Source organism: Saccharothrix sp. HUAS TT1, assembly GCF_040744945.1.
In the GTDB taxonomy this organism is placed as follows: domain Bacteria; phylum Actinomycetota; class Actinomycetes; order Mycobacteriales; family Pseudonocardiaceae; genus Actinosynnema.
The window spans coordinates 2,356,510-2,376,700 of record NZ_CP160453.1 but is presented as its reverse complement, the minus strand read 5'-3'; the positions used below and the strand labels follow the sequence as shown (position 1 = coordinate 2,376,700).

Here is a 20,191-nt window from a genome sequence, read left to right as displayed (position 1 = left end):
TCCAGGGCGATCCGATCACGGAGGGCCGGCCTTGTACCCGACGCCGCGCACGGTCAGCACCACCTCGGGGTGCTCCGGGTCGCGCTCGACCTTGGAGCGCAGCCGCTGCACGTGGACGTTCACCAGCCGGGTGTCCGCCGCGTGCCGGTAGCCCCACACCTGCTCCAGCAGCACCTCGCGGGTGAACACCTGGCGCGGCTTGCGGGCCAGCGCCACCAGCAGGTCGAACTCCAGCGGCGTCAGCTGGATCGGCTTGCCCTCGCGCAGCACCTCGTGGCCGGGCACGTCGATGGTCAGGTCGCCGATCTGCAGCACCTCGGCGGGCTCCGCCTCGGTCCGCCGCAGGCGGGCGCGGATGCGCGCCACCAGCTCCTTCGGCTTGAACGGCTTGACCACGTAGTCGTCCGCGCCGGACTCCAGCCCGAGCACCACGTCCACCGTGTCGCTCTTCGCGGTCAGCATCACGATCGGGACGCCGGACTCGGACCTGATCGCCTTGCAGACGTCGATGCCGTTCATGCCGGGCAGCATCAGGTCCAGCAGGACCAGGTCGGGCTTCAGCTCGCGCAGCGCGGGCAGCGCGCGTGCGCCGTCGGCCACCACAGCGGTGTCGAAGCCCTCGCCCCGCAGCACGATGGTCAGCATCTCCGCCAGGGCGGGGTCGTCGTCCACGACGAGCACGCGTGCCTTCATGCCCAACATCGTCCCACTAGCTGTCGGAAGTCCACGCACCGCCCAGCGGTCATCGCTGCTGGTCGCCGTGCGCGCCCACTCCGTAGCCGGTCTCTGTCGCCGATCCACCCAGCCCACCTCGTCTCGCTGAACGGGAATCGTCAGCGACTCATCGGTGAACTGGTGACATTTCGTTACTTCACCACACTAATGGGTGAACCACCGGTCGAGCAGCGCTTCGACGCGCAGGTCAGCGGTGCCGTCCAGGACCTCCCACGGCGAGAGCCACCCGGCGGCGGCCAACCCGTCGTAGACGGCGGCGCAGCGCGCCTGCAGCCCGCCGTCGGACTCGTAGAGGTCCCGCTCCCTGGCTTCCTCCGCCTCGCGGTGCGCCGCGCGGTCCGCCGCGACGCCCACCGGCACCCTCAGCAGCAGGTGCAGGTCCGGGATCGGCAACCCGAAGCGGTCCACCTCCAGCGCCCGCACCCACTCCACGAACTCGCCGTCGGCGCCCTGGTGCAGCCGGGCCGCGCCGTAGGCGGCGTTGGACGCGATGTACCGGTCGAGCAGCACCACGTCGTACTGGGCCAGGTCGGCGCGGATGCCGTCGGCCGCGCCGCGCCGGTCGAGGGCGTAGAGGACCGACATGCCGTGCACCGAGTCGGTCAGGTCGCCGAGCCTGCCGTGCAGCCCGTCGCGCACCAGGTCCGCGTGCACGTCCTCGCCGTACCGGGGGAACGCGCCGGTGGCCACCTTCGCGCCGCGCGCGCCCAGCGCGTCGGTCAACGCCTTCGCCAGGGTGCGCTTGCCGGCGCCGTCCAGGCCCTCGATCACGACGAGTTTTCCCACGAAGCACACCCTAAGGGGCACCCTCCGCTCACGATCGGCCGCACCAGATCGCCCAGTCGGGTGAAGAGAGATCCTTTGCGTCACCAGATTGAGTGACTACGGTGAACCCCATTTCCGGTTGCGCGAAAGGGTGGTGCCGCGGTGACCGCGGATTCCGGGCACGCCAGACCGGTGGACGAGCCGGGGCGCCACCTGCCCGGCGCGCTCGCCGAGACACTGCGCTACGGACCGTTCCACCGGGCCCTGCACGACGCCATCGCGCACCGGGGCCTGTCGCTGGCCAGGCTGCGCGCGCACCTGGAGCAGCTGGGCGTGCAGGTCGGGCAGTCCACCCTCAGCTACTGGCAGCGCGGGCTGCGGCACCCCGAAGTGCCCCGCGCCATCGCCACCGTCCGGGCGTTGGAGGCGGTGCTCGAGCTGCCGCCGGAGTCGCTGGTGGCGCTGGTCGGCAACCGGCCGCCGCCCCGCCCGACCAGGCCGGGCGGCTGGGTGTCGCCCGCGCCGGTGCTGTCGGAGTTCGAGGCGGTGGCCGACGTCGGCGCGAACTCCGACATCGAGGTGCTGTCCGTGCACGACACCGTGCACATCGGTCCGGAGCGCGAGCAGCGGTCGATCAGCACCCGGATGGTGGTCCGGGCGGCGAAGGCCGGGCCGGACCGGTTCCTGGCCGTGCACCAGGGCGACGAGGGCTGCCTGATCGACAACGCGCTCGTGCGGCCGGGCGAGGGCTGCCGGCTCGGGCGGCTGCGCCGGCAGCTGACCACCCGCGGGCTGGCGTTCGAGCTGCTGTTCGACCGCAGGCTCGCCGAGGGCGAGGAGCACGTGTTCAGCTTCACCGTGGTGGACGACACGGGCGGGCCGACCCCCGGTCACCGCCGCGCGTTCCGCGAACCGTGCCGCGGCTACCTGGTGCAGCTGGCGTTCAACCGGCGCGCCCTGCCCGCCCGGTGCACCAAGCAGTTCCGGGTGGACGCCGAACCGGCGCCGATCGACCTGGAGGAGCTGGTGTGCGGGCTGGGCGGGTTCGCCAGCGCCTACTTCGAGGACGTCGGTCCCGGCGTCGCGGGCATCGGCGTCGAGTGGACCTGAGCCGGTGGACCCCCTCCGGCAGGTCGGGAGGACCTGACGGAGGGGGACCCGGTCCTAGTACCGGTAGTGCTCGGGCTTGTAGGGGCCCTCGACGTCGACGTCGATGTACTCGGCCTGGTCCTTGGTCAGCTTGGTGAGCTTGCCGCCGAGCGCGTCGAGGTGGATGCGGGCGACCTTCTCGTCGAGCTTCTTGGGCAGCCGGTAGACCTCGCGGTCGTATTCCCGGTGCTTGGTGAACAGCTCGACCTGGGCGATGACCTGGTTGGAGAAGGAGTTGGACATCACGAAGCTGGGGTGGCCGGTGGCGTTGCCCAGGTTGAGCAGCCGGCCCTCGGAGAGCACCAGGACGGAGTGGCCGTCGGGGAAGACCCACTCGTCGACCTGGGGCTTGATGTTGATCCGGCGGACGCCGGGGAAGCGGGCCAGGCCGGCCATGTCGATCTCGTTGTCGAAGTGGCCGATGTTGCCCACGATCGCCTGGTGCTTCATCGCGGCCATGTGCTCCACCCGCACCACGTCCTTGTTGCCGGTGGTGGTGATCACGATGTCCGCCCGGTCCAGCACGTCCTCCAGGCGTTGGACGTCGTAGCCGTCCATGGCGGCCTGCAACGCGCAGATCGGGTCGATCTCGGTGACCACGATCCGGGCGCCCTGCCCGCGCAGCGACTCCGCCGCGCCCTTGCCGACGTCGCCGTAGCCGCAGATCACGGCGACCTTGCCGCCCATGAGCACGTCGGTGCCGCGGTTGATGCCGTCGATCAGCGAGTGCCGGATGCCGTAGCGGTTGTCGAACTTGGACTTGGTCACCGCGTCGTTGACGTTGATCGCCGGGAACAGCAGCTCACCGGCGGCGGCGAGCTGGTAGAGCCGCATGACGCCGGTGGTGGTCTCCTCGGTCACGCCGCGGATGCCCTCGGCGATCTTGGTCCACTTGCCGCTGTCGGCGGCCAGGGAGTCGCGCAGCCGGCCCAGGAAGACCTGCCACTCCTCGGAGTCGTCGGCCTCGGGCTGCGGGACGACGCCGGCCTTCTCCCACTGCGCGCCCTTGTGGACCATCATCGTGGCGTCGCCGCCGTCGTCGAGGATCATGTTCGGGCCGCCGCCGTCGGGCCAGGTCAGCATCGACTCCGCGGTCCACCAGTACTCCTGCAGCGTCTCGCCCTTCCAGGCGAAGCAGGGGACGCCCCGGGGTTCCTCGGGGGTGCCGTGGGGGCCCACCACGACCGCGGCGGCGGCGTGGTCCTGGGTGGAGAAGATGTTGCACGACGCCCAGCGGACCTCGGCGCCCAACGCGACCAGCGTCTCGATCAGCACCGCGGTCTGCACCGTCATGTGCAGCGACCCGGAGACCCGCGCGCCCTTGAGCGGGTAGACCTCCGAGTACTCGCGGCGCAACGCCATCAAACCGGGCATCTCGTGCTCGGCCAGCCGGATCTCCTTGCGGCCGAACTCGGCCAGGGAGAGGTCCGCCACGGCGAAGTCGATGCCGTTGCGGGTCTGGAGCCTCTCGGCGGTCATCGCGGGTTCCTCCATATCGGGTAGGACGTCCCGACACTACCGCCCGCCACGCCGGGTCACGGAGGTCGGCGGCAACTGCGCACCGATGGACCAGTATGGCGAGGCTGGCGCGAGGTTCGCGGGAGGATCTGTGCTGATTCCCGGCCCGGACACACGGGTGGTCGAACTGCGGGTGCACGGTGTCCAGGGCACCACCCCGCAGTCGCTGGTCGACGCCGTGGCGGCGGTGGACGTGGCGGGCGACGGGCTCGGCCGCGTCGTCCGGCCCGCCGACCGGCTCCGCAGACCCGCGCCCGGCCCGGTGCTCCAGGCCGCGGGCCGCCCGGTGACCAGGGTGGTCGAGGGCTACGTCTGGGGCCGCATGACCTCGGGCGGCTGGGCCAAGGCGACGTGGGCGCTGCTGTTCCCGTTCTCGCTGGCCAACGTGGCGCACTGGATGCTGCCGCCGGTGCCGACCGGGTCGGCGCCCGCGCACCTGCTCGGGATCGCGCTGCGCGCGTTGCTGCGGCTCGCGGCGCTGCTGCTGACCGTGCTGCTGGTCGCCCAGCTGGCCGTGATCAGCCTGGACCTGGTCGCCGCCCAGTGCCTCGCGCCCGGCTCGGCGTGCCTGTGGGGGCCCTCCTGGCTGAACACGACGCCGTGGGTGCGCGCCCTGATCGGCCTCACGCCGATCGCGCTGGCCGTGCTGGTGCTCCAGAGGATGTCCAGTGTGGACTGGCGGATCGAGCGCCAGGAGGCGCCCGCGGCCGAGGGCGGGCGCAGCGGGCTGCCCGGCGCGCACGTGGCCACCGACCCGGACACGCCCGCGTTGCGCGTGCTGCACGTCGTCGCGGCCCTGGGCACGGCGGTGGTGGTCGCGCTGGGCGGACCGCTCAGCCCCCTGGTCGCGCCGGGCTGGCACGGGTTCGCCATCACGGCGTGCTGGGTGCTGGGCGTGGCGCTGGTCGGGGTGGCCGCGCTCGGCGCGATGCTGCTGGACGACCCGACGGGCGGCGCGCCGCACCGGGGCGGGCGGTGGCTGCGGGCGGCGCTGGGGCGCGGGCCGCGGCGGGTGCTGCAGACCACGGCGTGGCTGTCGCTGCCGGTGACCGCCGCGCTGCTGGTCCACCTGCCCGCGCCGCTGCCGGGCGCGGACCTGGCCGTGCAGATGGTGGCCGCGCTGGTGGCGCTGGTGTGCGTGCTGATCGCGGTTCTGCTCGTGCCCGCCGCGCTGCTGGCCCGGCGCACCTGGTCGGCGCAGCCGCGCGACCTGCGGCCGTGGGCCGGCGGCTGGATGGCCGCGCCGGTGGTGGCGCTGGCCGCGCTGCTCGGCGGCGGGTTCGGCGCGGGGGTGGCGCTGACCGCGGAGCAGGTGCTCGGGCACGGCGACCTGCCGGACGGCTACAAGTACCTCGCGCTGCTGTGGGGCGTGGCCGGGGTGCTGGCGTTCCTGGCCGGGGTGGCGATGGCGGCGGCCACCGGGATGGTGCGGTGGAGCTCCCTGCGGCGGGACAAGGACTGGGCCCGCGAGGCGGCCCTGCTGCACGCGGGACGCGCGCGTGACGTGAAGCACGCCGCGCGGGCGTGGTGGTGGGCGCGGTGGCAGCGGCGGCACAGCCACCACGTGGTGCTGGTCGCGTCGTCGGTGCCGGCGGTCGGCGCGGTGCCGGCGGCGTTCCTGCGGCTGCGCGGGGTCGAGCCGCCGACGTGGACGGGCCCGGTCAGCGGGTTCGGGGTGGTCGTGCTGGCCGTGCTGGCGCTGTCCCTGCTGCGGGCGGTGTACCTGGCGGCGCGGCGGCCGGACAAGGCGCGGCAGGTCGGCGTGCTGGCCGACCTGGCCGCGTTCTGGCCGCGCGAGGCGCACCCCGTGGTGCCGCCGTGCTACGCGTTGAAGGTGGTGCCGGAGCTGGTGGCGCGGGTGCGCGAGCACCTGGCCGAGCCCGGCACCAGGGTGGTGCTGGCCGGGCACAGCCAGGGCAGCCTGCTCGCGGCGGTGGCGGCGGCCCGGCTGCTGGAGGAGTTGCCCGAGCACGAGGCCGAGCGGTTGGGCCTGGTCACGGCCGGTTCGCAGTTGCAGTGGGCGTACCCGCGGGCGTTCCCGGCGGTCGTGCCGCACACCTCGCTGGCGACGCTGGCCGGTGGGCTGGCCGGGCGGTGGCGCGCGCTGTGCCGGGGCACGGACGCGTTGGGCGGCGCGGTGACGACGTGGAACCGGCAGGTGTTCGACGGGATGCTGCTCGGCGCGGGCTTCCGGCCGGACGGCACGTCGGGCGCGCTGCCGCCGGCGCTGCGCGGGCCGACCGGCGCCCTGGTGCTCGGCGGCGACCACTGGCTGCCGGACCCGCAGCGCGGCCCGTTCCCGGGGCGGCGGTGGGCGCCGGGCGTGAACCGGCACGCGGACTACACCTCCGACCCCGAGTGGGACCGGGCGGTCGCGATCGCGGCCGGGTTGGAGACGGCGGAGCCGCCGAAGCCGGTGCTGCCTATCGCGCGCCAGGCGCCGTCGTGGTCCCCGTCGCCGCCGTCCCGGCCCCCGGCTCCGTCACCGGCTCCGTTCCCGACGCCGTCGCCGGAGCCAGAACCGAAGTGAGCAGGCGGTCGGCCGCTTCCGGGCGGCCGATCCCGGCGAGCAGGCCGGCCGGGGCCAGCGCGTAGTCGCGGTCGACCGCGATGTCGGCGGTGCGCAGGAACGGGCGCAGCACGGGGTCGGCGAGCAACACCCGTTCCACGTCCGCGGTGGACGCGGCGTGCCGGAACACACCGCCGGACAGCACGAGCAGGCCCGCGCCGCGCGGGCCCAGCCGACCGTCGACCAGCCGGAGGTGGCGGCGGATCGCCAGCACGGCGGCGAGCGCCGCGAGCCTGAGGTCGACCGCCGGGTCGTCGGGCAGCCAGGTCACGTCGGCGGCCCGCGCGTCCGCCTCCGCCCGCAGCACCGCGGCCTCGGCCCGGTCCACCAGCTTCTCGGCGACCGCCTCGGCCACCACGCCGGGCGCGGACCAGCGCATCCCCAGGTCGCCCTCGACCGTGCGGCGGTCCGGCGGCAGCGCCACGGCCCGGCCCGTCCCCTCCACAGTGGACACCGCCGAGTACACGTCCGTGGTCGCGCCGCCGACGTCCACGACCAGCACCGCGCCCTCCCGGTCCCGCATCGCCAGCCGGGACACGCCCCGCAGCACGGCGTCCGGCGTCACCGCGCGCACGAGCCCGCGGAACCGCCGGCCCCGGGACAGGCCCTTGCCGCCGATCACGTGCTCCAGGAACACCTCGCGGATCGCCGCGCGGGCCGGTCCCGGCGCGAGCTCGCCGACGTCCGGCAGCACGTTGGCCGTCCGCACGACCGTCCGGCCGCGGAGGAGTTCCGCCGCCTCCGGCTGGGCGTCGGCGTTGCCCGCGAGCACGACCGGGCAGGCGATCCGGTTCGCGCCGAGCCTGCGGGCGTTGTGCAGCAGCACCGACGCGTCACCGCCGTCCGTGCCGCCGACCAGCAGCACCAGGTCGGGCTTCGCCGCGCGCAGGGCCCGGACGCCCGCGCCGTCGAGCGGGCCGGTCGACACGTGCACCACCTTCGCGCCCGCCGACAGCGCCACCCGGTAGCCGGCCTCGGCGCTGATCAGCCGCTCCTGACCCACCACCGCGAGCCGCAGCCCGCCACCCGCCGACGAGCACGCCAGGACCTGCTCGGCCGGGCCGAGCTCCCCCGCCACGGAATCGATGCCTCGAAGCACCTCCGGCGGGGTAGTCGTGTGCTGTGCGGTGCCGAGCAGGTCGCCGGCGGGCGACACGAGGGAGCCCTTGGTCCACGTCGAGCCGATGTCCAGGCACAGCACGGTCATGCGGGCAAACTACCGGTGCCGCCGAACGTCGGCACCCACCTCTACGCTGAACGGACCAGTCGAGCACAGGAGGCGAAGACCGTGCCGGGGAACGGGTTGTGGCGCACGAAGTCGATCGAGCAGTCGATCGCGGACACCGACGAGCCGGGCACCAGGCTGCGCAAGGACCTCACCGCGTGGGACCTGACGGTGTTCGGCGTCGCGGTGGTGATCGGCGCGGGCATCTTCACGTTGACCGCGTCCACCGCGGGCAACCTGGCCGGGCCGTCGGTGTCGCTGGCGTTCGTGCTGGCGGCGGTGGCGTGCGCGCTGGCCGCGCTGTGCTACGCCGAGTTCGCGTCGACGGTGCCCGTGGCGGGCAGTGCGTACACGTTCTCCTACGCGACGTTCGGCGAGTTCGCGGCCTGGATCATCGGCTGGGACCTGGTGCTGGAGTTCGCGGTCGGCGCGGCGGCGGTGGCCAAGGGCTGGTCGCAGTACCTGCAGGTGGTGCTCGGGCAGCTCGGCGTCGAGGTGCCGACCACCGCGGCGGTCGGCGGGGTGGACGTCGACTGGGGCTCGCTGCTGCTCGTCGCCGCGCTGACGGTGCTGCTGGTGGTCGGCACGAAGCTGTCGTCGCGGGTCAGCGCGGTGATCACGGCGGTGAAGGTGGCCGTGGTGCTGCTCGTGGTCGTGCTCGGCATCGGGTACGTGAAGGCGGCGAACTACAGCCCGTACGTCCCGCCCGCCGAGACCGGTGGCGCCACCGGCTCCGGGCTGGAGCAGTCGCTGTTCTCGCTGGCCACCGGCTTCGAGGGCAGCACGTACGGCGTGCTCGGGCTGCTGGCCGCCGCGTCGCTGGTGTTCTTCGCGTTCATCGGCTTCGACGTGGTCGCCACGACCGCCGAGGAGACCAAGGACCCGCAGCGCGCCGTGCCGCGCGGCATCCTCGGGTCGCTGGCGATCGTGACCGTGCTGTACGTCGCGGTGTCGCTGGTGATCACCGGCATGGTGCCCTACGACCAGCTCAAGACCCAGCCCGACGGCACGCGGGCGACGCTGGCCACGGCGTTCTCGGCCAACGGCGTCGACTGGGCGGCCACGGTCATCTCGGTCGGCGCGCTGGCCGGCCTGACCACCGTCGTGATGGTGCTGATGCTGGGCCAGTCGCGGGTGCTGTTCGCGATGTCGCGCGACGGCCTGCTGCCGCGCGGCCTGGCGCGGACCGGCAAGCACGGCACGCCGGTCCGGATCACCGTGGTCATCGGCGTGCTGGTCGCCGTCGCGGCGGGCTTCTTCCCGGCGGGCAAGCTGGAGGAGATGGTGAACGTCGGCACGCTGTTCGCGTTCATCCTGGTGTCGGCGGGCGTGCTGGTGCTCCGCAAGACCCGCCCCGACCTGCCGCGCGGCTTCCGCGTGCCGTGGGTCCCGGTGGTCCCGGTGCTGGCGATCCTGGCGTGCCTGTGGCTGATGCTGAACCTGACCGCGCTGACGTGGGTGCGGTTCCTGGTGTGGATGGCCCTGGGCGTGGTCGTCTACTTCGCCTACAGCCGACGGCACTCGCTGCTGGGCAAGAAGGGGGCCACCGCCGAGCCCGTGGTGAAGCCCGACGAGGTTCCGTAGCGTTCCGGGCGTGCCGGGCGTGCCCGAACCGGTGCGCGACGAAGGGCGAGCGGGTGCTCGCCGAGGGGTTATGACTTGGCCTGCGACCGGTCCAGGTCGGGCTCCAGGTAGATCAGCCGCGCCGCCGGCACCTTGTTCCGGACCCGCTGCTCCGCGTTGTCGATGGCCTCGGCCACCTCGGTCACCGTCAGCCCCGGGTTCAGCGCGATCTTCGCCGCCACCAGCAGCTCGTCCGGCCCGATGTACTGGGTCCGGATGTGGATGACGCGCTGCACCTTGCCCGCCGCCAGCTCGTCCACGATCACGTCCAGCTCCGCGGCCGCCGCGCCCTCGCCGATCAGCAGCGACTTCATCTCCACGATCAGGATGACCGCGATCACGCCGAGCAGCACGCCGATGCAGATCGTGCCGATGGCGTCCCACACCGGGTCGCCGGTCAACGTCGACAGCCCCACGCCCATCAGCGCCAGGACCAGGCCGAACAGCGCGCCCGCGTCCTCCAGCAGCACGACCGGCAGCTCCGGCACCTTCGACTGCCGGATGAACTGCCACCACGTGGCGTCACCCTTGACCGCCTTCGACTCCACGATCGCGGTGCGGAAGCTGTAGGTCTCCAGGCCGATCGCGACGACCAGGATGATCACCGCGACCATCGGGCTGCTCAGCTTCTCGTGCGCCTCCAGCTTGTGGATGCCCTCGTACAGGGCGAACACCGAGCCGAGGCTGAACAGCATCAGCGCCACGATGAACGAGTAGAAGTACCGGTCCCGACCAAACCCGAACGGGTGGTTCAACGTGGCCTTGCGCCGGGCGGTCTTCTGCCCCAGCAGCAACAGCCCCTGGTTGGACGTGTCCGCCACCGAGTGCACCGACTCGGCGAGCATCGACGACGACCCGGTGATCAGGAAGCCGACGAACTTGGCCACGGCGATCCCGGCGTTGGCCACCAGTGCGGCGATGATCGCCTTGGTCCCGCCCCCTGCTGACACGGTTGCTCCCTACTACACCCAGGTCCGATTTGTCGGTGTGACCCTACTCAACGCCGGGGGTAGCCCGGAAAAGCTGGGTGTCAACCTCCGCGGTGACGAAAACCTCGGGGTCGCGCGCGGGCAGCCACACGGACTGGCCCCGGGTCAGCTCGATCGACTCGCCGCCGGTGGCCAATCGCGCCCGGCCGCGCGTGCAGAGCAGGATCTGCGGGCCGCTGTGGTCCACCCGGACCGACGTCGACGGCCCCACCTCCAGCCGCGACAGCTCGAACTCCGGGCACGGCGTCCGGTACGACCACAGCCCCGGCGACGTCTCCACCCCGGTCTGCACGGGCATGTCGCCGCACTGGAAGTCCAGCACCCGCATCAGCTCGGGCACGTCGACGTGCTTGGGCGTCAGCCCGCAGCGCAGCACGTTGTCCGAGTTCGCCAGGATCTCCACGCCGGTGCCGTGCAGGTACGCGTGCAGGTTGCCGGCGGGCAGGTAGATCGCCTCGCCCGGCCGCAGCACCAGCCGGTTGAGCAGCAGCGCGGCCAGCACGCCCGCGTCACCGGGGTACGCCTCGCCCAGTTCCAGGACCGTCCGGCACTCCAGGTCGAACTCGCCGCGCTCCTTGACGTGCAGCACGCACGCGTCCAGCACCTGCGGCAGGAGCATGTCCAGCGCGGTCTGCGGCAGCGTGATCAGCGTGGTGAACAGCGCGCGCAGGCCGTTGCCGTCCGGCTGGGCGGCCAGCAGCTCGGTGTACGGCGCGAAGTCCGGCGCGTCCAGCGAGCGCAGCAGCGCCACCGAGCGCTCGGGCGCCCGGAACCCCGCCAGCGCGTGGAACTCGGTCAGCGCGCAGACCAGCTCCGGCTTCGCGGAGGGGTCCTTGTAGTTGCGGATCGGCGAGTCCATCGGCACGCCCGCCGCGTCCTCGGCGGCGAACCCGTTCGCGGCCTGCTCGGCCGACGGGTGCGCCTGCAGGCTCAGCGGCTCGTCCGCGGCCAGCACCTTGAGCAGGAACGGGAGCCTGCTGCCCCAGCGGTCGGCGTGCCGGGAGCCCAGCTGGCCGTCCGGGTCGTCGGCGAGCAGTTCGAGCAGCGACCGCGCCCGGCCGTCCGCTCCCACCACCCGCGACGGGTCGCCCGGGTGGGCGCCCATCCACAGCTCGGCCTCGGGGTGCGGCGTCGGCACCTCCTTCCCGAGCAGCTCGGCGATGGCGGTGCGCGATCCCCACGCGTACGCCCGCACCGCGTTGTGCAGCAGGTCCACAGTCATCCCCTCACACGGCCGGCGCGTACAGCCCGGGCCCGCCCAGCGTCCCCGCCGCCAGGCCCAGGTACAGCGCGGCCAGCTCGAACCGCAGGGCGAGCAGCGCGGCGCACACCGCCTCGCCGCCGCTCACCTCCTCGGCCGGTTCGAGCACGTCGGCCCCGGACAAGGTCTCCATCGCGACCCGCCGGTCGAAGTCGGCCTGCGGGCCGCGGCGCGCGGCCACCAGCAGCACCCGGACCAGGCCGTCGACCTCGTCGTCCGGGTCGGCGAACAGGTCGGCGCCGGACGTGCCGAGCACGGCCCGGCGGTGCAGCATCGAGCGGGTCAGGGCCTGAGGATAACCGGCCACGTCGCTCACCACGCCCGCATAAGTCGCGAGCACGCCCGCGCCGTGCCCGGCGACGGCCGTGGCCAGGTCGTCCAGCCCCCACAGCAGCGGGGTCCGCTCGGCGATCCGCAGCGCGAGCGTCTTGGCCGGGTTGACGAACGACTCGTGCATCGGGTGGCACCGCTCGGCTTCGCGGTCCAGCTCGTCCGCGACGGCCTGCACGTCCGCGTCGAGCAGGCCGAGCGCCTTCAGCGCCACCACCCACGCGGCGAAACCGCGGGCGAAGCCGAAGCCCTGCGGCACCGGCACCCGCGGCGGGATGAGCAGCGCGTGCTGGGCGGCGGACGCGGCCACCGGGCCGTCCGGCTCGGCGGTCAGCAGCACCCGCGCGCCGCGCCGGGCCGCCCGGTCCACCGACTCGGCCATCCGCACGTCACCGTGGTCCTCGGTGTGCGCGAGGACCACGTCCAGCGCGCCCACCCACGTCGGCACGTCGTCGGCGACCACGACCGGCACCGGGCAGCGCGGACCGAGCAGGGCGGTCACCACCCCGGCGATGGCGCCACCCACGCCGGGCCGCGTGACCAGCACCAACGCGCGCGGCCGGTCCTCGAACACCCGGCTGACGCCGAGTTCGTCGGCGGCCTCGGCGGTGGCGCGGACCTGCGCGCCGGCGCGGGCGGCGGCGCGCAGCAGGCCCTCCCGGTCAGCGTCGCCGAGCCGGGACTGGTCGTCGAGCAGGCTGTCGTCGAGCACGGATCATCACCCGGCCGTCGGCTCGACAGCCTCGTCGAGCAGCAGCACCGGGATGCCGTCCCGAACCGGGAACGACCGGCCGCACGAGGTGCAGGTCAGGTAGTCCGCCAGCGGGTCGGCCGGGGTGCCGACCCGCAGCGGCGCGTGCTCCGGGCACGGGCAGGCCAGGATCTCCAGCAACTGCGCGTCCAGTTGGACCGCCACGGCGCTCATCCCCTCACGATCTCCAGGACCTCGTCGCGCAGCGCGGCGACGGAGGCCGCGTCGGCGGCTTCGACGTTGAGCCGGAGCAGCGGCTCGGTGTTGGACGCACGGAGGTTGAACCAGGAGCCGTCCGGCAGGTTCACCGTGAGGCCGTCCAGCTCGTCCAGCTCGACGCCCTCGCGCCCGCCGAACTCGGCCTTGATCGCGGCCAGCCTGCCCTGCTGGTCGGCCACCGTGGAGTTGATCTCGCCGGACGCGGCGTACCGGGAGTAGTCGCTGGTCAGCGCGGACAGCGGGCCGTCCTGCTCGCCCAGCGCGGCCAGCACGTGCAGCGCCGCCAGCATGCCGGTGTCGGCACGCCAGAAGTCGCGGAAGTAGTAGTGCGCGGAGTGCTCGCCGCCGAAGATGGCGCCGGTCTTGGCCATCTCCTCCTTGATGAACGAGTGGCCGACGCGGGTGCGCACCGGCACGCCGCCGTGCTCGCGGACGATCTCCGGCACCCCGTGCGAGGTGATCAGGTTGTGGATGATCGTGCCGCCCGGGTCCTTGGCCAGCTCGCGCACCGCGACCAGGGCGGTGATGGCGGACGGGGACACCGGCTCGCCGCGCTCGTCCACCACGAAGCAGCGGTCCGCGTCGCCGTCGAACGCCACGCCGGCGTCCGCGCCCTCGGCCCGCACCCGCTCCTGCAGGTCGACGATGTTGGCCGGGTCCAGCGGGTTGGCCTCGTGGTTCGGGAAGTTGCCGTCCAGCTCGAAGTACATCGGGACGACCTCGATCGGCAGGCCCTCGAAGACCTTCGGCACGGTGTGGCCGCCCATGCCGTTGCCCGCGTCGACCACGACCTTCAACGGCCGGCTGGTGCTCAGGTCGACCAGTTCGCGCAGGTAGGCGGCGTACTCGGTGAGCATGTCCTGCTCGGTGACCTCGCCCTCGGCCACGCCCTCGGCGTCCGGGACGCCCTGCTCGGCGTCCGCGCGGATCTGCCCGAGGCCGCTGTCCTGGCCGACCGGCGCGGCGCCGGGGCGGCACAGCTTGATGCCGTTGTACTTGGCCGGGTTGTGGCTGGCGGTGAACATCGCGCCGGGCAGGTCCAGCTTGCCGGAGGCGAAGTACAGCATGTCGGTGCTGGCCAGGCCGATGCTGACGACGTCGACGCCCTGGGCGGTGACGCCCTCGGCGAACGCCGCGGCCAGGCCGGGCGAGGAGTCGCGCATGTCGTGGCCGATCACCACGGCGGGGCCGCCGACCAGGCGGGCGAACGCCGCGCCGAAGTCGCGGACGACGTCGGCGTCGAGCTGTTCACCGACGACACCGCGGATGTCATAAGCCTTCACGATGCCGGACAGATCGCGCACGGCCACACTCCCAAGTTGGCTCTTGACACTGCCTTGGGAAGCCTACCGGCGCGCGCGTGAGCGTCGTGTCCGGTCGTTGAGTCTTCGTTCAGTCTTCGTTCGGATCGGGCAGAACGCGCAGGTGGCCGCGTCTGATGGTGCCGGCGGGCAGCTCCGGCAGCTCGACCTGCGGTGCGGCCCGGCCGGCCTCGCGGACCGCCTCGGCGAGCGCGGTGAGGTCGTCCACGGTGGGCTCGGGCGCCCGGAACTCGCCCTGGTGCCGGACGACCTCCCAGCCGCGCGGCGCGGTGAGGCGCAGGGCGTGCTCTTCGCAGAGGTCGTAGGAGTGCGGTTCGGAGTACGTCGCCAGGGGGCCGACCACCGCGGTCGAGTCCGCATAGGCGTACGTGAGCGTGGCGACTGCCGGGTTCGCGCACCCGGTTCGCGAGCACCGTCTCACGCTCCGCACGGCGGGGACGATATCGCGTCCCGCGCGACGTGTGTTGGATTACCTCCGGCGCGGCGCTGGCGACCGTGCCCGGGTTCGGCGAGTTGCCTGGTCGCGAAGGCCGCCCGGGAGGGTCCGACGCGGGCCTCGGCACGGGGTCGGCGGGTGGGCAACTACCCTTGTCCCGTGGTGATGGCTCGGGGTTCACGGCGGCAGGGCGCTCCGCGGCGGCGCAACCGCGACCGGCACGGCCGGGGGCTGCGCGGACCGCTGTACCCGGCCACGCTGCCGGCGGCCCGCAGCCGGGCGGAGCGGTTCGACGCGCTGGTGCTGGAGGCGCTGGAGCCGATCGAGGCCCGGTGGCGGACGGAGCTGACCCAGCTGGACGTCGCGGTGGACGACGTGCCGGACGTCCAGTCGGGCGACGACGGCGACGTGGTCGAGGACGGCAACGTGCCCCTGGCGCGGCTGGTGCCCGCGGGCGCGGACCGCCGGGCCCGCATCGTGCTGTACCGGCGGCCCCTCGAAGCGCGGGCCAAGGACGGCGCCGACCTGTCCGACCTGGTGCACGACGTGCTGGTCGAGCAGGTGGCCAACTACCTCGGCCTGGACCCGGACGTCATCGACGGCGACTGACCGGCCCGACCCGAACGGGTGGGGATGGCGGTCAGCACGGTGAACAGGGCAGCCGCCGCCTGGAGCATCAGCAGCAGCTCGCGCAGGGTGGACGACGCCTCCACCCGCACCTCGGACGCCGTGGTGGGCACCGTCACGCCGACCAGGTGACCCCACGCCCGCACGACCGCCACCTCGCGGCCGTCCACCCACGCCCGCCAGCCCGGCTCCTCCTCCGCCGCGAGCACCAGCAGCCGGCCCTCCGGCCCCTCGGACACCCGCACGCCCACGTCGGGCGGCCCGGCCTCGACCGGGGCGGTGCCGGGCGCGCCCAGCTCCACCGGCGGGTCGCCGCCGGTCCTCGCCCGCCGCGCCAGCTCCGGTGACAGCAGCACGGCGTTCCCGGCCGCGAGCTGCACCCGCAGCACCGGCCGGCCGTCCGACATCGACGGCGTGACGCCGACCAGGTCGCCGACCGCGTCCCGCAGCCGCTGCGCGGTGGCCAGGTCCGGCGCCACGACGAACGCCACCCCGGACGCCGCCGCCTGCGCCAGCGCGACCTTCGCCGCCGCCGACGACCCGCCGGTCAGGTCGCGCGACCACCGCTCCAACCGGGTCACGGCCGTCGGCACGGGCACCAGGTCGTCGTCGCCGAACGCGGGCAGCCGCCCGGCCACCAGCCGCGTCGGCGTGCCCAGCACCAGCACCGACCGCCCGGTCCGCGGCAGCTCTTGCTCCACCGTCGACGGCAACCGCGCCGCCTCCGCCGTCAACGGGCCCGACCGCAGCCCGACGAACCCGGCGCAGGCCAGCCCGAGCACCGACACGACCCCGAGCACCGACACCGCCCGCCGCACCGGCGCCGCGGCCACGTCCCGCCGGAACGCCGACAGCACCACCCACAGCAGACCCCACCCGACCAGCACCAACGCCACGCCGGTCCACCCCGGCGACGCGTCGCCGCCGGGCACCGGCGACACCGGCACGGTCCGCAGCACGACCACCGAGAGCCCGCCGAGCACCACCACCGCGAGCCCCGCCGCCATCGACCGCGACGGCCGCAGCACCAGGCCCGCCAGCGCGAACGCCACCACCAGGAACCCGACGAACGGCACCGCGCCCGTCCCACCGGGGCGCAGCGACAGCAGGTCCACCAGGCCGACGGCGGGCGGCTCCACGAACGCGCCGACCCCGTGCAGCACCACGGACGGGTTCTGCAGCACCACCGCGGGCCACGGCAGCAGCAGCGCCACCGGCAGCAGCACGACCATGAACAGCGCCGCCACCCGCCGCCGCCCGTCGCCGTGCCGACCGGGCACCACCACGAACCCCACCAGCGCGGCCAGCGCCACCAGCGCGTGCACCAGCGGCGAGAACGCGCCCACCGCCGCCACCGCCAGCGCCGTCCCCGACGCCACCGGCAGCCACGACGCGCCCGCGCCGCCGCGCAGCACGGACGCCACCCCGGCGAACACCACCGGCGCCAGCACGTGCACCACGACCACGTCCAGCCGGCCCTGGCTCACCGCCGACGTCGCCGCCGGCAGCAACGCGTACGCCGCCGCGACCAGCGCGCGCACCGGCCGCCGCACGGGCAGCCGCCGTGACGCCGCGTACGCCGCCAGCCCGGCCAGCGGCGCGTCGCCGATGAACAGCACGGCCACCAGCGCGGCGGGTGAGGAGAACAGCACGCCGACCGTCCCCAGCACCGCCAGCGCGGCCGGCGCGGGCGCGGTCGTCCCGCCCGCCACCGAGTGCCAGGACGCCAGGTAGGACGACCACGTGCTCGCCAGGTCGCCGACCGGCAGCAGCCTGCCGCCGCTCAGGTCGAGCCCGATCCGCGCCGCGTTGGCCAGCACCCCGAACACCGCCAGCCCCACGACCAGCAGCAACGGCGGTCCGAGCACCAGCGACCGCAGCACCCGCGCCCGGTCGACCTCGACGAACACCACCCCCGGCGCGGTCGAGCCCCGCGGCACCGGCGAGGGCCGCGGCTTCGGCGACGGTCGCGAGGCGGCCGGCGGCTCCACCGGCACGGTCACCGCCGGGCGGCGCAGGCCACCGGTCGACCGCACGGGCCGCCGCCGGGACAGCGCGCCGGCGGGCAGCGCCGACGGGCCCACCGCCGGACGCTCCACTTCGGACGGGAGGGACCAGGCGCCCGGTCGCGCGTCGTCCTCCGGCAACCGGCCGAGCGCCAGGTCGGCCTCGACCCGCCGCCGGACCAGCGCGGCCGACGCGGCCCGGATCGCGTTGCGCAACCGGGTGACCCGGCTGGTGAACAGGCCGCGCACGACACCGTGCGCGGGTCGTTCGGCGCGTCCGGCGAGCAGCCCCGCCCGACCGCTCAGCAGGTAGCGCAGCGCGCCCAGCTCGGCGTGCGCGTCGGAGAACCGGCGCAGCAGCAGGAACCCGAGGGCGCGCAGCAGCGCGAGGACCGCGATCCGCGGCAACCCGAGGACGAACGAGAGCGCGCCGCAGTTGACCAGGAACGTGCGCAACCCGTGCGCCCGGTCCACGCCGCGCAACGCCGGTCCGGGTCGGGCCGCCGCCGCGTCCAACCGCCGCCCGCCGCGGCCCACCGCGCGCGCGTGCCGCATCCGGGCCACCGGGACGGACAGCACCAGGTGGCCGGCGAGGTTGGCCCGCCAGCCGAAGTCGATGTCGTCGCGCAGCAGCGGCATGGTCGGGTCGTAGCCGCCGAGCGCGTCCCAGACCGAGCGGCGGATCAGCGAGCCCGCCGACGGCACCGCCAGCGCCTCGGTGCTCTGCTCGAACGACCCGGCCAGCTCGACCCGGCCCATGCCGGTCTGTCGGTGCCCCGACGCGTCGGTCGACAGCCCCGCCTCCACCACCAGCCGCGGGTCGGTCCAGTCCAGGCCCAGCGGGCCGAGCACGGCCGCCGACGGCGACACCTCGGCCGCGGTCAGCAGGGCGGACAGGCAGTCCGGTTCCGGGGCGCAGTCGTCGTGCAGCAACCACAGCCACGCGCCCGGGTCGCCCCACCGCTGCACGGCGTGCTGCACGGCCGCCCGCACCGCCGCGCCGAACCCGGTGCCGCGGGGCAGCGTCAGCACGCCGTCGATCACCCGATCGGGACCATCGGCCGCGTCGGCGAGCAACGTCGCGGTGCCGTCGACCGAACCCGTGTCGACCGCGATCACGTGCCGCGGGCGCGGCTGCTGGCGGCGCAGCGAGGACAGCGCCGTGCCCAGCCACCGGTCGCCGTCGTGGCAGACCAGCACCGCCAACACCGGCGCGGTGCGCAGCCGCGGAGTGGCCCCGCTCGTCAAGTGCCGCTCCTAGGTCGCTCCGACTACGCCGTGGGACGACCACGGTAAGCCAGAGCGCGCGCGGGAGCGATCACACCGCGCGCTTTTTGAGCTTCCTCCGCTCACGCTCGGACAGCCCGCCCCAAATGCCGAAGCGCTCGTCGTGCTGCAGGGCGTACTCCAGGCATTCGGAGCGCACCTCGCAACCGAGGCAGATGCGCTTGGCCTCCCTGGTCGAGCCGCCCTTCTCCGGGAAGAACGCCTCGGGGTCGGTCTGCGCGCACAGGGCGCGCTCCTGCCAGTCCTGCTCATCGGTCGCGTCGAACAGGTCGAGCACGACCGGCTCCGATGCCGGGACGTCCCCGCCCACGATGCGACCCCCGTCGAATTCCTGCATTCAGTCCGCCTCCTCGCCTTCCGCTCTCCCCGGTTGGCGGACACCACTCGCCGTCCCCACAACGACGAATGACACCGATGTGATTACACCTGTGTCACAACACGCGGTCAAGCGGAGTCCACAGGACGGGGGATATTCGCGCGGATGGCCGGAAAATCCTTGACTAGCAGCACAGACGGTGATTGAGGCGGTGCGCCGAGCAATGCGGGCGGCGCGAACGGCCCAGCGGACGGCCTGTCCGGCACCGGATCGGGGAGGTCACACTGGAGGGGTGAAGCGATCAGCGGTGCGACCGAGTCCACTGTTCCTCAGCCTGCTCGCGGTGACGGTGGCGGGCGCCGTGCTGACCCTGTTCGACGGCCCCCTGCGGACCACCGGCACGGTGCTGCTGGTGCTGGGCGGCTGGGCCGTTTCGCTGTGCCTGCACGAGTTCGGCCACGCGATCGTGGCCTACCGGGGCGGCGACTACGCGGTGCGGGCCAAGGGCTACCTGACCCTCGACATCCGCCGCTACACCGACCCCGTCTTCAGCATCGTGCTGCCGCTCGTGCTGCTCGCGTTCGGCGGCATCCCGCTGCCCGGCGGCGCGGTGTGGATCAACCACCACGCGTTGCGCGACAAGCGGGTGGAATCGCTGGTGTCGCTGGCCGGGCCGTTGAGCAACCTGCTGCTCGGAGTGCTCCTGTCGCTCTCGGTGATACTTTTCACGCCCCCCGTGGGTTTGGCCGCCGGTTTGTCGTACTTGGCGGCCGTGCAGATCCTCGCGTTCGTGCTGAACATCCTGCCGATCCCCGGGCTCGACGGCTGGGGCGCGATCGAGCCGTACATGTCGTACTCGGCCCGCCAGTTCGGCGCGAAGGCGCGGATGTGGGCGCCGTTCGCGCTCTTCGCGGTCCTGATCGGGTTCCCGACCATCGGCCGGATGTTCTTCGAGGCCGGTTACTCCCTGTTCGAGCTGATCGGCGGCTACCGGGGGCTGGCGGCCCAGGGGCAGGGCACCTTCCTGTTCTGGCAGTGACACCTGGTGGGAGGATGGCTGCCC

At 73.9% G+C, this 20,191-nt stretch carries 17 protein-coding genes; 5 read left to right on the top strand and 12 right to left on the bottom strand.

Annotated elements, in window-relative coordinates:
- Window positions 1-15: 15 nt before the first annotated feature.
- Both mtrA and AB0F89_RS11635 read right to left on the bottom strand, forming a co-directional pair.
- Entirely contained in the window at window positions 16-693 is a 678-nt protein-coding gene (gene mtrA, locus AB0F89_RS11640) for an MtrAB system response regulator MtrA (RefSeq protein WP_015104936.1), read from the bottom strand.
- 186 nt (window positions 694-879) lie between these two features.
- Window positions 880-1,521, bottom strand: coding sequence for a dTMP kinase (locus tag AB0F89_RS11635; RefSeq protein WP_367135359.1), 642 nt, complete (start codon window positions 1,519-1,521; stop codon window positions 880-882).
- A 141-nt stretch (window positions 1,522-1,662) separates the two neighbouring features.
- On the opposite strand from AB0F89_RS11635, the gene AB0F89_RS11630 reads away from it, so the two are divergent.
- Window positions 1,663-2,610 carry a hypothetical protein gene (locus AB0F89_RS11630; protein ID WP_367135357.1) on the top strand — a complete coding sequence of 316 codons (948 nt, stop codon included), beginning with the start codon at window positions 1,663-1,665 and terminating at the stop codon, window positions 2,608-2,610.
- A gap of 54 nt (window positions 2,611-2,664) precedes the next feature.
- Here AB0F89_RS11630 and ahcY read toward each other — a convergent pair whose 3' ends face one another.
- Entirely contained in the window at window positions 2,665-4,128 is a 1,464-nt protein-coding gene (gene ahcY / locus AB0F89_RS11625; protein ID WP_367135355.1) for an adenosylhomocysteinase, read from the bottom strand.
- A gap of 130 nt (window positions 4,129-4,258) precedes the next feature.
- Here ahcY and AB0F89_RS11620 point away from each other — a divergent pair, with 130 nt between their 5' ends.
- A complete protein-coding gene (locus AB0F89_RS11620) occupies window positions 4,259-6,697 on the top strand; it encodes a hypothetical protein (protein ID WP_367135352.1) in 2,439 nt (812 codons plus the stop codon).
- Here the strand turns inward: AB0F89_RS11620 and AB0F89_RS11615 are convergent.
- Window positions 6,591-7,943 carry a glutamate mutase L gene (locus AB0F89_RS11615; RefSeq protein ID WP_367135350.1) on the bottom strand — a complete coding sequence of 451 codons (1,353 nt, stop codon included), beginning with the start codon at window positions 7,941-7,943 and terminating at the stop codon, window positions 6,591-6,593. The two genes, AB0F89_RS11620 and AB0F89_RS11615, sit on opposite strands and share 107 nt — an antisense overlap.
- An 81-nt stretch (window positions 7,944-8,024) precedes the next feature.
- On the opposite strand from AB0F89_RS11615, the gene AB0F89_RS11610 reads away from it, so the two are divergent.
- A complete protein-coding gene (locus AB0F89_RS11610) occupies window positions 8,025-9,545 on the top strand; it encodes an amino acid permease (protein ID WP_367135348.1) in 1,521 nt (506 codons plus the stop codon).
- Window positions 9,546-9,613: 68 nt separating this feature from the next.
- Here AB0F89_RS11610 and AB0F89_RS11605 read toward each other — a convergent pair whose 3' ends face one another.
- The 6 genes from AB0F89_RS11605 to AB0F89_RS11580 form a co-directional block, all read right to left on the bottom strand.
- The gene (locus tag AB0F89_RS11605) at window positions 9,614-10,534 is read right to left on the bottom strand and encodes a cation diffusion facilitator family transporter (protein WP_367135346.1); all 921 of its coding nucleotides are present in this window, start codon (window positions 10,532-10,534) and stop codon (window positions 9,614-9,616) included.
- Window positions 10,535-10,577: 43 nt separating this feature from the next.
- Complete coding sequence (manA, locus tag AB0F89_RS11600; protein WP_367135344.1) at window positions 10,578-11,795, bottom strand: mannose-6-phosphate isomerase, class I; 1,218 nt, start codon at window positions 11,793-11,795, stop codon at window positions 10,578-10,580.
- 4 nt (window positions 11,796-11,799) lie between these two features.
- Window positions 11,800-12,876, bottom strand: coding sequence for a hypothetical protein (locus tag AB0F89_RS11595; protein ID WP_367135342.1), 1,077 nt, complete (start codon window positions 12,874-12,876; stop codon window positions 11,800-11,802).
- A 6-nt stretch (window positions 12,877-12,882) separates the two neighbouring features.
- Window positions 12,883-13,080 carry a Trm112 family protein gene (locus tag AB0F89_RS11590; RefSeq protein WP_367138834.1) on the bottom strand — a complete coding sequence of 66 codons (198 nt, stop codon included), beginning with the start codon at window positions 13,078-13,080 and terminating at the stop codon, window positions 12,883-12,885.
- Window positions 13,081-13,085: 5 nt separating this feature from the next.
- On the bottom strand, window positions 13,086-14,438 hold the full coding sequence (locus AB0F89_RS11585; protein WP_367138832.1) for a phosphomannomutase/phosphoglucomutase: 1,353 nt from the start codon (window positions 14,436-14,438) through the stop codon (window positions 13,086-13,088).
- Window positions 14,439-14,526: 88 nt separating this feature from the next.
- Window positions 14,527-14,886 (bottom strand): DUF3499 domain-containing protein, encoded by a 360-nt coding sequence (locus AB0F89_RS11580; protein ID WP_367135341.1) that lies wholly within the window; start codon window positions 14,884-14,886, stop codon window positions 14,527-14,529.
- Window positions 14,887-15,057: 171 nt separating this feature from the next.
- Here AB0F89_RS11580 and AB0F89_RS11575 point away from each other — a divergent pair, with 171 nt between their 5' ends.
- The gene (locus tag AB0F89_RS11575) at window positions 15,058-15,501 is read left to right on the top strand and encodes a metallopeptidase family protein (protein WP_123748322.1); all 444 of its coding nucleotides are present in this window, start codon (window positions 15,058-15,060) and stop codon (window positions 15,499-15,501) included.
- Here AB0F89_RS11575 and AB0F89_RS11570 read toward each other — a convergent pair.
- Both AB0F89_RS11570 and AB0F89_RS11565 read right to left on the bottom strand, forming a co-directional pair.
- Window positions 15,462-18,773, bottom strand: coding sequence for a glycosyltransferase (locus AB0F89_RS11570; protein WP_367135338.1), 3,312 nt, complete (start codon window positions 18,771-18,773; stop codon window positions 15,462-15,464). The genes AB0F89_RS11575 and AB0F89_RS11570 overlap by 40 nt on opposite strands.
- Window positions 18,774-18,843: 70 nt before the next feature.
- Entirely contained in the window at window positions 18,844-19,149 is a 306-nt protein-coding gene (locus AB0F89_RS11565; protein ID WP_367135336.1) for a WhiB family transcriptional regulator, read from the bottom strand.
- Between the two features lie 271 nt (window positions 19,150-19,420).
- Here AB0F89_RS11565 and AB0F89_RS11560 point away from each other — a divergent pair, with 271 nt between their 5' ends.
- Entirely contained in the window at window positions 19,421-20,167 is a 747-nt protein-coding gene (locus AB0F89_RS11560; protein WP_367135334.1) for a site-2 protease family protein, read from the top strand.
- Window positions 20,168-20,191 lie beyond the last annotated feature (24 nt).

Excerpts from the sequence above, each read along its gene's own strand:
- mtrA (WP_015104936.1), bottom strand. The coding sequence starts at position 693 with ATGAAGGCACGCGTGCTCGTCGTGGACGACGACCCCGCCCTGGCGGAG.
- ahcY (WP_367135355.1), bottom strand. The coding sequence starts at position 4,128 with ATGACCGCCGAGAGGCTCCAGACCCGCAACGGCATCGACTTCGCCGTG.
- AB0F89_RS11615 (WP_367135350.1), bottom strand. The coding sequence starts at position 7,943 with ATGACCGTGCTGTGCCTGGACATCGGCTCGACGTGGACCAAGGGCTCC.
- manA (WP_367135344.1), bottom strand. The coding sequence starts at position 11,795 with ATGACTGTGGACCTGCTGCACAACGCGGTGCGGGCGTACGCGTGGGGA.
- AB0F89_RS11575 (WP_123748322.1), top strand. The coding sequence starts at position 15,058 with ATGGCTCGGGGTTCACGGCGGCAGGGCGCTCCGCGGCGGCGCAACCGC.
- AB0F89_RS11565 (WP_367135336.1), bottom strand. The coding sequence starts at position 19,149 with ATGCAGGAATTCGACGGGGGTCGCATCGTGGGCGGGGACGTCCCGGCA.